The organism is Streptomyces yamdrokensis, assembly GCF_053890455.1.
On sequence record NZ_CM132679.1, the window covers coordinates 4,090,914 to 4,103,206 of the forward strand.

The 12,293-nt window shown below is 70.9% G+C and carries 9 protein-coding genes and 1 pseudogene; 7 read left to right on the forward strand and 3 right to left on the reverse strand.

Annotated elements, in window-relative coordinates; translation table 11 throughout:
• The first annotated feature begins 233 nt into the window (after window positions 1-233).
• Together clpB and ACWZEH_RS18185 are read left to right on the forward strand one after the other, a co-directional pair.
• The gene (gene clpB, locus ACWZEH_RS18180; RefSeq protein ID WP_456192237.1) at window positions 234-2,831 is read left to right on the forward strand and encodes an ATP-dependent chaperone ClpB; all 2,598 of its coding nucleotides are present in this window, start codon (window positions 234-236) and stop codon (window positions 2,829-2,831) included.
• A gap of 173 nt (window positions 2,832-3,004) precedes the next feature.
• A complete protein-coding gene (locus ACWZEH_RS18185; protein WP_456192238.1) occupies window positions 3,005-3,532 on the forward strand; it encodes a YbjN domain-containing protein in 528 nt (175 codons plus the stop codon).
• Window positions 3,533-3,639: 107 nt separating this feature from the next.
• On the opposite strand, the gene ACWZEH_RS18190 is transcribed toward ACWZEH_RS18185, so the two are convergent.
• Window positions 3,640-4,818 carry a serine hydrolase domain-containing protein gene (locus ACWZEH_RS18190; RefSeq protein WP_456192239.1) on the reverse strand — a complete coding sequence of 393 codons (1,179 nt, stop codon included), beginning with the start codon at window positions 4,816-4,818 and terminating at the stop codon, window positions 3,640-3,642.
• A gap of 421 nt (window positions 4,819-5,239) precedes the next feature.
• Window positions 5,240-5,677: pseudogene (locus ACWZEH_RS18195) on the reverse strand (aminotransferase class I/II-fold pyridoxal phosphate-dependent enzyme); the annotation flags it as partial.
• A gap of 172 nt (window positions 5,678-5,849) precedes the next feature.
• On the opposite strand from ACWZEH_RS18195, the gene ACWZEH_RS18200 reads away from it, so the two are divergent.
• From ACWZEH_RS18200 to ACWZEH_RS18210, 3 genes are all read left to right on the forward strand, one after another.
• Complete coding sequence (locus ACWZEH_RS18200; RefSeq protein ID WP_456192240.1) at window positions 5,850-6,404, forward strand: Uma2 family endonuclease; 555 nt, start codon at window positions 5,850-5,852, stop codon at window positions 6,402-6,404.
• Between the two features lie 321 nt (window positions 6,405-6,725).
• Window positions 6,726-8,819 (forward strand): hypothetical protein, encoded by a 2,094-nt coding sequence (locus tag ACWZEH_RS18205; protein WP_456192241.1) that lies wholly within the window; start codon window positions 6,726-6,728, stop codon window positions 8,817-8,819.
• Between the two features lie 121 nt (window positions 8,820-8,940).
• A complete protein-coding gene (locus ACWZEH_RS18210; RefSeq protein WP_456192242.1) occupies window positions 8,941-9,687 on the forward strand; it encodes a UPF0158 family protein in 747 nt (248 codons plus the stop codon).
• Window positions 9,688-9,774: 87 nt separating this feature from the next.
• On the opposite strand, the gene ACWZEH_RS18215 is transcribed toward ACWZEH_RS18210, so the two are convergent.
• On the reverse strand, window positions 9,775-10,965 hold the full coding sequence (locus ACWZEH_RS18215; RefSeq protein WP_456192243.1) for a pyridoxal phosphate-dependent aminotransferase: 1,191 nt from the start codon (window positions 10,963-10,965) through the stop codon (window positions 9,775-9,777).
• 139 nt (window positions 10,966-11,104) lie between these two features.
• Between ACWZEH_RS18215 and ACWZEH_RS18220 the strand changes: the two genes are divergently transcribed.
• Entirely contained in the window at window positions 11,105-11,362 is a 258-nt protein-coding gene (locus ACWZEH_RS18220; RefSeq protein ID WP_456192244.1) for a hypothetical protein, read from the forward strand.
• 374 nt (window positions 11,363-11,736) lie between these two features.
• Complete coding sequence (locus ACWZEH_RS18225) at window positions 11,737-12,255, forward strand: DUF2617 family protein (protein WP_456192245.1); 519 nt, start codon at window positions 11,737-11,739, stop codon at window positions 12,253-12,255.
• The last annotated feature ends 38 nt before the right edge of the window (window positions 12,256-12,293 follow it).

Here is a 12,293-nt window from a genome sequence, read left to right on the forward strand (position 1 = left end):
CGCATCCGCATCCGCATCCGCATCCGCATCCGCATCCGCATCCGCGTCCATGTCCGCGTGCGCGGGAGTCGACCGCGCCGGAAGTGGAATCCCGGGGTTGGGGGCCGTCCGAACCTCCCGTCCTCACCTTGAGTGGAATAGACTCAAGTTTGTGTACGCTGATTGAGTCAGCCAAGCCGAGTCAGCAGTGAAGGCCGCTGAACGAGGGTCATCGCAAGGAGGAGAACGCGAACGTGGACGCCGAGCTGACCAACCGGAGCCGGGACGCGATCAACGCAGCCGGCAATCGGGCCCTGGCCGGGGGACACCCCGACCTCACCCCTGCCCATCTGCTGCTCGCCCTGCTCGAAGGGCAGGACAACGAGAACATCACCGACCTGCTCGCCGCGGTCGACGCCGACCAGGCCGCCGTACGCTCCGGGGCCGAGCGCGCCCTCGCCGGGCTGCCGAGCGTCGCCGGATCCACCGTCGCCCCGCCCCAGCCCAACCGTGAGCTGCTCGCCGTCATCGCGGACGCCCAGTCCCGCGCCCGTGACCTGGGCGACGAGTACCTCTCCACCGAGCACCTGCTCCTCGGCGTCGCCGCGAAGGGGGGCGCCGCCGGCGAGGTACTGTCCCGGCAGGGCGCCACCGCGAAGAAGCTGCAGGCAGCCTTCCAGCAGACGAGAGGAGCGCGTCGGGTGACGACGGCCGACCCCGAGGGCCAGTACAAGGCCCTGGAGAAGTTCGGGACCGACTTCACCGAGGCCGCCCGTGAGGGCAAGCTCGACCCGGTGATCGGCCGGGACCAGGAGATCCGGCGGGTCGTGCAGGTGCTGTCCCGCCGCACCAAGAACAATCCCGTGCTCATCGGTGAGCCCGGCGTCGGCAAGACCGCCGTCGTCGAAGGGCTCGCACAGCGGATCGTCAAGGGCGACGTGCCCGAGTCGCTGAAGGACAAGCGGCTGGTCGCGCTCGACCTGGGGGCGATGGTCGCCGGGGCCAAGTACCGCGGCGAGTTCGAGGAGCGGCTGAAGACGGTCCTCGCCGAGATCAAGGACTCCGACGGGCAGGTCATCACCTTCATCGACGAGCTGCACACGGTCGTCGGCGCCGGCGCCGGTGGCGACTCCGCCATGGACGCCGGGAACATGCTCAAGCCGATGCTCGCCCGCGGCGAGCTGCGCATGGTCGGCGCCACCACTCTCGACGAGTACCGTGAGCGGATCGAGAAGGACCCGGCGCTGGAGCGGCGCTTCCAGCAGGTGCTGGTCGCCGAGCCGTCGGTCGAGGACTCCATCGCCATCCTGCGCGGTCTGAAGGGCCGCTACGAGGCCCACCACAAGGTGCAGATCGCCGACAGCGCGCTGGTGGCGGCCGCGACCCTCTCCGACCGCTACATCACCTCCCGCTTCCTGCCCGACAAGGCCATCGACCTCGTCGACGAGGCGGCTTCCCGGCTCCGCATGGAGATCGACTCATCGCCCCTCGAGATCGACGAACTCCAGCGTGCCGTGGACCGGTTGAAGATGGAGGAGCTGGCGATCGGCAAGGAGACCGACGCCGCCTCCCTCGAGCGTCTGGAGAAGCTGCGCCGCGATCTCGCCGACAAGGAGGAGGAACTGCGCGGCCTCAACGCCCGCTGGGAGAAGGAGAAGCAGTCCCTGAACCGGGTCGGCGAGCTGAAGGAGAAGCTCGACGAACTGCGCGGACAGGCCGAACGTGCCCAGCGCGAGGGTGACTTCGACACCGCCTCCAAGCTGCTCTACGGCGAGATCCCCGGCCTGGAACGCGACCTGGAGGCAGCCTCCGAGGCCGAGGAGGAGGTCGCCAGGGACACCATGGTCAAGGAGGAGGTCGGCTCCGACGACATCGCGGACGTCGTCGCTTCCTGGACCGGCATCCCCGCCGGCCGCCTGCTGGAGGGCGAGACGCAGAAGCTGCTGCGTATGGAGGACGAGCTGGGCAGGCGGCTCATCGGCCAGAGCGAGGCCGTACGGGCGGTCTCCGACGCCGTACGCCGCAGCCGCGCCGGGATCGCGGACCCCGACCGCCCCACCGGCTCCTTCCTCTTCCTCGGCCCCACCGGCGTCGGCAAGACCGAACTGGCCAAGGCGCTCGCCGACTTCCTCTTCGACGACGAGCGGGCGATGGTCCGCATCGACATGTCGGAGTACAGCGAGAAGCACAGCGTGGCCCGCCTGGTCGGCGCCCCGCCCGGCTACGTCGGCTACGAGGAGGGCGGCCAGCTCACCGAGTCCGTGCGCCGCCGCCCGTACAGCGTGGTGCTGCTCGACGAGGTGGAGAAGGCGCACCCGGAGGTCTTCGACATCCTGCTCCAGGTGCTCGACGACGGCCGGCTGACCGACGGCCAGGGCCGCACGGTCGACTTCCGCAACACCATCCTGGTCCTCACCTCGAACCTGGGCAGCCAGTTCCTGGTCGACCCGCTGACCACCGAGGAGCAGAAGAAGGAACAGGTCCTGGAAGTGGTCCGGTCCTCCTTCAAGCCGGAGTTCGTCAACCGCCTCGACGACCTGGTCGTCTTCTCCGCGCTGACCAAGCCCGAGCTGGCACGTATCGCCGCGCTGCAGCTCGACCGCCTGGGCCGGCGCCTCGCCGAACGCCGGCTCACCCTGGACGTCACCCCCGAGGCGCTGGCCTGGCTGGCGGAGGAGGGCATGGACCCGGCCTACGGCGCCCGCCCGCTGCGCCGCCTGGTGCAGACCGCCATCGGCGACCGGCTCGCCAAGGAGATCCTGTCCGGCGAGATCAAGGACGGCGACACGGTCCGCGTGGACCGCGCCGGCGAGGGCCTCCTGGTGGGTCCGGCCACGGGCAAGACGTTGTAATACCCCTCAGGGGTACGGTCTCCATGGTCATCGGAATGTGATCATGGAGACCGGCGCGCGGGGAGACCCCTCGGCCAGGCAGGTTGCCCGGCACGTGCCAAGAGAGAGAGGGTGGGACGTACGTCTGGTCCCATCCACGGCCGGACGCCAGACGACCGCAGGAGTGTCCCAGCATGTCCATCGACCCGTCCTCGATTCCCAGCTTCGGGGGCCAGCAGCCGGAGCCGCAGCCCCAGGGCCCCGCAGGCCCCGTCGTCCCGGATCAGGACCTCGTGAAGCAGCTCCTCGACCAGATGGAGCTCAAGTACGTCGTCGACGACGAGGGAGACCTCGCGGCGCCGTGGGAGCAGTTCCGTACCTACTTCATGTTCCGCGGGGAGGGCGACCAGCAGATCTTCTCCGTGCGGACCTTCTACGACCGGCCGCACGGCATCGAGGAGAAGCAGCAGCTCCTCGAGTCGATCGACGACTGGAACCGCCGCACCCTGTGGCCCAAGGTCTACACCCACACCCATGACGACGGCACGGTCCGCCTGATCGGCGAGGCCCAGATGCTGATCGGCACGGGCGTCAGCCTGGAGCACTTCGTCTCCTCGACGGTCAGCTGGGTGCGTGCCGCGATCGAGTTCGACAAGTGGCTCGTCGAGCAGCTCGGCCTGGAGCAGGAAGTCAACGAGGCGGAGAAGCCCGAGGACGAGTAGCCACTCGCCCCGCAGGTGCGACGGAGCCCGGTCCGGGACCGACCCCCGGAGGTCGTCCCGGAGCCGGGCTCCCTCGGTCTCCGCACAGGCCCGCTGCCCGATCCGTCTCACGCGGTACGGCAGAGGGCGCGGTCGACGAGATCGCGCAGCACGTTCTCCTGGCGGGCCGCCGTGTCCGGATCTCCCGGACGGCTGTGCGCGGAGACGGTGATGCTACGGCGGCCGTCCGTCGTGGTGGCGGCCCGGACGAGATAACCGAAACCGCTCCCCCCGTGACCGAGATAACCGCCACCGCAGGACAAGGGCGTGAGGAACAGCCCCAGACCGCTCCGGGTGTCCACGGGATGGCCACTGTCCTCGGGCATGGGGACGGTGGTCCGCATGGCGGCGAGGGTGGCGGGTTCCAGCAGCCGTCCCCGGTTCAGGGCGGTGAAGAAGCGGTTGAGGTCACGGGCCGTGCCCGTCAGCGATCCATCGGCCCCGGCGTCGAAGGGACGGTAGGGGATCGTGGTGTCGACCGTCGGACCGTCCGGGGCGAACTGCTGGTAGTTGGCCGCGTGCGGCTGCGGCAGGAAGGGCCGGGTACCGGGGACGTCCGTGTGACGCATTCCGAGAGGGCGCAGGATGCGGTCGCGGACCTGTTGCTCCCAGGAGCGGCCGGTGACGCTCTCGATGACCATGCCGGCGACGACGTAGTTCGTGTTGGAGTACTCCCAGCCCGTTCCTGGAGGGAAGACGGGCTCGTGGCGCATGGCCATGGCGACCAGTTGGGCCGGCCGGTAGGCATGCCACCGAGGGGCGTAGTACGTTTCGGCGCTCGGGTCGGGGAACACGTCGGCCGTGTAGTCGTACAGTCCGCTGGTGTGCTGCAGCAGGTCGCGGAGCGTGATGGCACGACCGTCGTTTCCGGCGCCGGTCACCACCCCGGGCAGTAACTGCTCCACCGTCTGGTCGAGCGCCAGCCGCTCCTCGTCCACCAGTTGCAGCAACACGGTCGCGACGAACGTCTTGGTGACACTGCCCAGACGCAGATGGCCGTCCTCGGGAACCGGGCGGCCACTGACCAGGTCACCCACCCCGGAGCGGGCGGTGACGGCCCCACGGGGGGTCTCCAGGCGGACCGAGACCCCCGTGACTCCGGCGTCGCGCAGCACGTCGGCGTCGTGCTGCAGGGACTGGTCCACGGGAGAAGGCCGCGGCACGGGTGGTGAGGCCGCCGCGGACGGGGAAACCGCCACGGCCAGCGCCAGAACGGCGGCGGACAACGACAAGCGGCGAGGAGTCATGGCCCGAGGCTAGGAACGACCTCCTTCCACCGGCTATCCGAACCACCCCCCGACATCTCGGGGGTTATCAGGATGGACACGCGCCCGAAGGAAGCTGAGGCGTGCTCACGCGGTCGTCCCTGGGGGCCTCGACCACAGCTTCGATGCTTTCGGCTTCGCGGCGCCCCCTGACGGCTGATGCGTTTGCGCTGCCGAGCAGCCACGGCCCGCCCCATCCCTGAGCCGGGTGCCAGGAAGGCTGCGCGCCGAGCGGTTGTCCGATGGTGGACAACGATCCGTGTCAACACCGACTGCCCCGACCGGCTCGACCCAGCACTCCTGCGCCAGGGCCCGCTCGCTCTTCACTCAGCTGGACACCCCCCGCCGCGGACTTTCGGAGCGGCCGGGCCGACGCCGGGCAAGCACTGCGCGGTTCGTGCGCTCAGGGTGCCGGGCCTCGTAGTCGGCCGGCGGCTTCGTGGAGAACGTCGTCCCTCTTGCAGAGGGTGAAGCGGACGTACGGGGCGCCTGCCTCCCGGTGGTCGTAGAAGGCCGAGGTGGGGATGGCGACGACGCCGGCGCGTTCCGGGAGGGCGCGGCAGAAGGTTTCGCCGTCGGTTTCGCCGAGGGGGCGGATGCCGGCGGTGATGAAGTAGGTGCCGGCCGGCCGGAGGACGTCGAAGCCCGCCTCCGTCAGGCCCGTCGCCGGCAGGTCCCGTTTGGCGCGCGGGTCCGCGCGGAGCGCGGTGTAGTACGACTCGGGCAGCGCGAGTGCCTCGGCGACCGCGTACCGGAACGGGCCCGCGGAGACGTACGTCAGGTACTGCTTCGCCGAGCGGACCGCCGTCACCAGCTCGGGGCTCCCCGTCACCCAGCCGACACCTCGTTGGCCTACCTATTCCTATGTCGTGCGACAGGCCCCGCCGCGGATCTCCGGCACCGGCGGCGAGCGGGCCGCATACCCGTCCGGACCGGTCTGCCGGCCGTACCGACGGGCTCGGTGACGCGGCACTGTCCGCCGTATCCTGACCACACACGGGAAGGAGCCGTCCATGAGCGTCGATGCGATCGTGCACACCGAGTTCCCCAAGGGGTACACGGTCCTGTTCGGGGCCGACGGAAAGGTGATCATGACCCCGCAGAGCGAAGAGCACTCCAGCACCATCAGGTCGATGCAGATCGACTCCGCTCTCGCCCTCGGCCGTCACGCGAAGGTCACCTCCGACGTCTACATCGACTTCCCCGCCGACGAGAACTCCGCCCCCGACCTCGCGATCCTGCGCGAGGACGCACGCAAGGAAGGCAAGCGCTACAGCTTCGAGGACGTCCTGCTGATCTCCGAGGTCGTCTCGACCTCTTCCGCACGCAAGGACTACGACGACTGCACCGCGAAGTACGGCCGCTACGGAATCCCGATCTACCTGGTCGTGGACCCCTACGCCCGGGAAGTCGTCCTTCACACCCAGCCGACCGCCACCGGTTACATCGCCGCACACACCCACAAGTACGGCACGGGCAAGCTCCCCATCCCTCTGGCCGACGGTCGCACCTTCACCCTCGACCTCGACGAACTCCCGCGCCCGGAGTCCGAGGCGGACGCCCGCTGACGAGGGACTCCCCGCCGGCCAGGCCCGTGTCGTTGGCACCGTTGTCGTCGGGCGTGGTCGTTCCTGGCCGGGGCAGCCGGCTGGGATGGCCTGGCCTTTCGTCGATCGGGATCGGCCAGGGGGCGTGCCGTTCTGTGCAGTGAGGCCGTGCGACGAAGTCCGTTTCGCCGCAATGAGGTTCGAAGCCGCGTTTGCTGCGGGTGGCGACCACCACGTACTGCGCTGAGGTAGCGGGCCGCTCGTCCTCGGCCGAGTTGCCGGCCCCGGTTCGGCGATAGCGTGGCACGGCAACGACTGCTGCAGACAGGTGGACGAGATTTCATGCGGATGCGGTTCGAACCCGAGGCCGAAGAGGAGTTCGAGGCGGCGTGCGGGCTGTTGGTCGACCGCGTGGTTCGGTGGGCCGGGGAGCAGGGGCTGCCGGTGGACGGATTCACTGCCGAGGCGGCCCTGGACTACCGACACCGGGCGACTGCCGACGGCCGGCTGGGGCTGTGGGAGCCGCGCCATGTGGAGGAACTGCTGCTCTCCTGGCTTCCCGAGCAGGTCACGGAGCTTCCCGGGGAGGAACGCGCCGACGCCCCGGGCACACTGCGCACGCTACTGCGCTATCTGCACGCCGCGCAGTTGGCGGACCCGCGCGGCCCCTCACTCCAGGATTCCCTCGCCGTGGTCGACAGGGTCGCGGAACAGCATCTGGCGGCGATGACGGACCGCACTCGCTGGGGATTGGCGAAGTTCTGGGCGGTGACGGCCGCGGAGCAGGGCGTGGACGTCCAGGACGGGGCGGCGTTGCAGCGCTTCGCGGACCGGGCGCGGCGCGGGGAGGTCGTCTACGATCAGCAGGCTCTCGCCGCGATCATGGAACGGCGGCTGACCGGCCGTTCGCTGTCCGGCGTGGCCCGGGCCGAGCCGCAACTGCCCGTGATGCTTCCTCCGGACGACGAACTGCGCAGACGGGCCGAGGCGTCGACGACCGTGGCGCAGTTGCGCGGACTCGCCGGATGGGCGGGGCAGGGCGGCCGCCCGGTGACGGCGGCGGGGCGGCTGCGGATGGTGGAGGCCCGCGAGCTGGTGGACGGACTCGGCACCGGCGACAGGATTGAGGGGGTGCGCTCTTCGGCCGACCTGCCGCGGCTGGGACTGCTGGTGGAGTGGGCGAAGAAGGCGCGCCTGGTCCGGGTGGTCAAGGGGCGTCTGTATGCGGTGGCCAAGGCCCGGCCGGTGCTGGCCGACCCGCTTCGGCTGTGGCTGCGCGCCTTCGACGCGTGCTTCGAGCTGCGGCAGGCCCTGATCGGGGCACGCAGCGGCCGGCATGTCGAGTCGATGCTCTTCGACGTCTACGAGGACGTCCTGGACGACGTGCTGAACACGCTCTACAGCCTGCCGTACCCGATGCCCTGGCCGCGGCTGCGCGACACGGTACACCTGGCCTATCGGACCTCCTTCCAGCTCGATGGCGGGTCGGACCTTCAGCACCGGATGTGGTTCGAGCACGCCGACCGGGACCTGCGCGCGGTGCTCGACCTGCTGGACGACCTGGGCGTGATCGAGCGTGACCGTGGGATGGCCGATCCGGTGTTCCTCGACATCGACCTCTCCGATGCCGGTCCCGAGCTGCTCGCGGACATGCCGGCGGAAGTCGCGGAGCTGCTGGGCGTCGCGGGGGCGGCAACGGACCCGGTGGCGCGGGAGCGTGCCGATGCCCGGCGAGAGGAGCTGACCGCCGGGCCGGTCGAGCTCATCCGTCTCACCGAGCTCGGTACCCGGGCCGTACGGCAGCGGTTGCTGGAGGCCGGCAGGGACGCACCGCTGGTCGGTGAACTGGCGCAGGCGCCGGCGGCCGGCCTGCTGGGGGTGCTGGCCGAGGACTACGACCCGGACGCCGCCCGCACGGAGTTGGCCGGCTGGATCACGGCCCGCGGCGAGCGGGAAGGTGCCCTGCGGCAACTGACCGACGCCGTAAGGACCATGACCTTCCGCACGCGTGCGCAGGCGATGCTCGACGTGCTGCTGACGGCGTTGCCGGACGGTGAGGGCGAGCGGCTGCTGCGCACGCTGCGGCGAGACACACAGCTGGCGCCGCCGGCGCTGAACACGCTGGCACACCGTGAGTTGCTGTCCCCAGAGGACATGAGCGATGCGGAGTCTCTGCTGGTGCTCGCCGAGAGCCTGCTTCAGCTCGTGGAGTCGGCGGGCGGCGGGGACGGCGCCGAGGAGACGCTGCGCGCCCAGGGCCTCCAGGCCAGGGACGCGGTTGCCGCCGCGTTGGACTCCGCGCACCCGGACCGGGCCGGACTCGACGAGCTCAGGCAGCTGGCGGCCCGGGCACTGGGTACCCACGGCGCCCGCCTCGGCCGCGCCCGGAAGGCTCGGCGCTCCTCAGGCAAGAGCGGCCGCAAGCGGCGCCGCTGACCGGGCAACACCGCCTGGCCCCCCAGGCGCCGGGTGCGCCGGCACCGGCACGGAGCCGGGCGGAGGGAAACCGATGGGTCCCGGCGTCGTACGTCCTCGGGGGCGCGTTACCGTCGGGGTCGTGGCTGAGGGATGGGACGAGGACGGGCTGCGGGCCCTGTGTGGCGCGCTCCACGCGCAGGACGGCGTGGCGCTGCTTGCCGCGTTGCACCGTGGCCCCGTGCGCGAGGTGCTGCAACTGGCCGGCGATGGTGTGGCGGTGGCCGCGGCGCAGGGCCTGCCGGGGGCTGCGGAGATGGCGGCCTTGTTTCTCGGCGCGCTCCAGGAGCGCGGCTTTTGGGGCGATGAGGAGCTGGCGGACCGGTTGCGCGCGGCCACGGGAGACGCGGCGGTCCCCCTCCTGTGCCCGCTCGCGGTCGATCTGGAGATGCTCGCCATGCTGCTGGAGGGCGACCCGACCGAGTCCGGTGGCCGGATCGATCTGTCCACCGGGGAGTGCTGGCCTGCGTTCACCGATGAGCTGGGGCCTGGGCCCGAGGCCGAGGAGGACGACGATCCCGAGCGATGGCTGTACGCGCCGGCTCTGGGGTCCCGGGCCGGTTACCGGGACATGGAGCTGTTCATCGAAGAGGTCGAGGACACCGCCCTTGCCGACAGGCTGCGGATCGCCATCGGTGGGCGGGGCGCCTTCCGGCGCTTCAAGGACATCCTCGCTGGTGACGAGCGCTCCTGGAGCCGGTACCACCGGTTCCGCGATGAGCGACAGCGCGGCCGGGCCCGCGCCTGGCTGGCAGAGGAGGGCTACCGCCCGCACATCACCTTCTTCGTGGGGCCCAGCTCGGGTTCGTGTCCTTCGGGGCCGGTGTGACTCTTTGCTGCCCCTGTCCTGCATGAGCCGGGGGCGCTGTCACCGGGCCTGGCGGCGCCGGTACATCTGCTGGTACGTCTGTGGCTGTCAGGCGGCCGGCGTCTTGAGCCGGGAGGCCGCCTCCTTCAGCACGCCTGGCCGCTTGCAGAACGCGAAGCGGACAAAGGGTGCGCCCTGCTCACGGTGGTCGTAGAAGACCGCGTTGGGGATCGCGACCACCCCGCAGCGCTCCGGCAGCGCACGGCAGAAGGTGAAACCGTCGCTCTCACCAAGGGGCCGGATGTCGGCGGTGACGAAGTACGTGCCGGCCGGGCGGAAGACCTTGAGGCCCGCCCGCTCCAGGCCGCCCGCGAGCAGGTCCCGTTTGGCCTGCATGTCCGCGCGGAGGTCCGCGAAGTACGGGTCGGGCAGGCGCAGGGCCTCGGCGACCGCGTACTGGAACGGGCCCGCGGAGACGTACGTCAGGTACTGCTTCGCCGAGCGGACCGCCGTCACCAGCTCGGGGCTCCCCGTCACCCAGCCGACCTTCCAGCCGGTGAAGGAGAAGGTCTTGCCGGCGCTCGAGATGGTGACCGTGCGGTCGCGCATGCCCGGGAAGGTCGACAGGGGGACGTGTTCGGCGTCGTCGTAGACCAGGTGCTCGTACACCTCGTCCGTGACCACCAGCAGGTCGCGTTCCACCGCCAGCGCGGCGATCACCGACAGTTCCTCGCGGGTGAGGACGGTGCCGGTCGGGTTGTGCGGGGTGTTGATCAGCAGCAGGCGGGTGCGGTCGGTGACGGCGTCGCGCAGTTCGTCGAGGTCGAGGTGGAAGCGGCCCTCGCGCGGGCGCAGGGTGACCGGTACGCGGGTGGCGCCCGCCAGCGCGACGCAGGCCGCGTACGAGTCGTAGTACGGCTCCAGGGCGACCACCTCGTCGCCCGGCTCCAGCAGGGCGAGCATCGACGCGGCGATCGCCTCGGTGGCGCCCGCGGTGACGAGGACCTCCGTGTCGGGGTCGGGGGAGAGGCCGTAGAGGCGTTGCTGGTGTGCGGCGATCGCGGTGCGCAGTTCGGGGACGCCGGGGCCGGGCGGGTACTGGTTGCCGCGGCCGTCCCGCAGTGCCTTCACCGCCGCCTCCCTGACCTCCTTCGGGCCGTCGGTGTCCGGGAAGCCCTGGCCCAGGTTGATGGCGCCGGTGCGCAGGGCCAGGGCGGACATCTCGGCGAAGATCGTGGTCCCGAACCCGGCGAGCCGGCGGTTCAGGAGGGGACGCGCGCTGGAGGTCATGCCGGTCATCCTGCGCCGAACCTCTGGAGTTGCTCAACTCCGGCTTGGGCCGTGCGGGCATCGGGCATCTCCCGTCCACACACGTGAGCGAGGCACCCACGGGGGGTCGCTTCGGGGGAATCACGGGGGACGAAAGGACGGTGACGTCATGGTCATCGCAATCATCCTGACCCTGGTCTTCGCGCTGGTCGTCGTGTTCGCGGTGGCGGCGGGACGCCGTCGCCCCGCGAGCCGGCCGCGCCGCGGCGGAGGCAGTGACAGCGGCGGCAGCTGGTGGGCGGGCGGCGGGGCTGTCGCCGCATCCTGCGGCTCGTCGCACGGTGACAGCGGCGGTGACGGAGGCGGGGGAAGCTCCGGCGGGTCGTCCTGCGGTGGCGGCGGCGGATGCGGCGGGGGCGGCAGCTGACGGAGCCGGTGGGGGCCGGGGCGGTCCGCCCCGGGAGACAGTGGGGTCCGCGCCTGGCGGGCCCCACTGCCGCGTTGTGCGCCGGATGTGCGCCAGGGCGCGCGCCAGGCATGCGTCAGGCCCGACACCTTGAACAGGTGATCCGAGGGGCCCTCGAGGGGATGGAAACCGCACGAAGTTGGGTAAAAACGCTGTGCGGCACCATAGTTCGTGATTCCCTCTTCTTTACCAACACGGCCCCCGGACTTCCTGCGGACCTCGTCCGACCGGCCGACCGGGCTGGCGAGCCGAACCCTCCGGCATGACCGGGGTGCGACGGACGCCCGTATCTCCCCCTCCCACTCCCTCTCCATGTGCGCTTGCGGAGCCGATCCATGCTCACGACCCTGACCACCGCCTACACCGACACGCACGCGGCCGACCTCGCCTGGGCCCTGGGGCGCGAGCCACTGCCCGCGCTGGCCACACTCGACCTCGAACTGACGGGAGCCAAAGTCCAGTTGCGGCTCCTCGGCGCCTCCCACCAGGTGCTGCTGGAGGAGGAGCAAGGGGTCTGTTCGGAGACGGTGGCGTGCATCCCGGGCAGCAGAACGCCCCTTCCCCTGGGCGTCGCCACCCGGGTGGGCGACTGGGAGTACGAGTTCGCCGCCCGCGTGGAGACGCTCTCCCCGGACTCCTTCGCGGGCCGCGCCCAGGAGCTGCTCGCCCTGGTCTCCGACCATCCGAACGGTCTCGCGGGCGTGTTTCCGGGGAGCCCGCACGCGTTCACCGCGATGCTCGCCCAGCGCCGGGAGAGCCAGGTCCACTGGCGGACCTGGCACGCCTACCCGCAGGACGGCCGGCTGGTGGCGACCCGGACAAGGGTGGGCGTACGGGTGAGGGCGGCCGTGTGAGCGGTGCCGTGCGCGTCGAGTGCGGTGGCACGTGATGT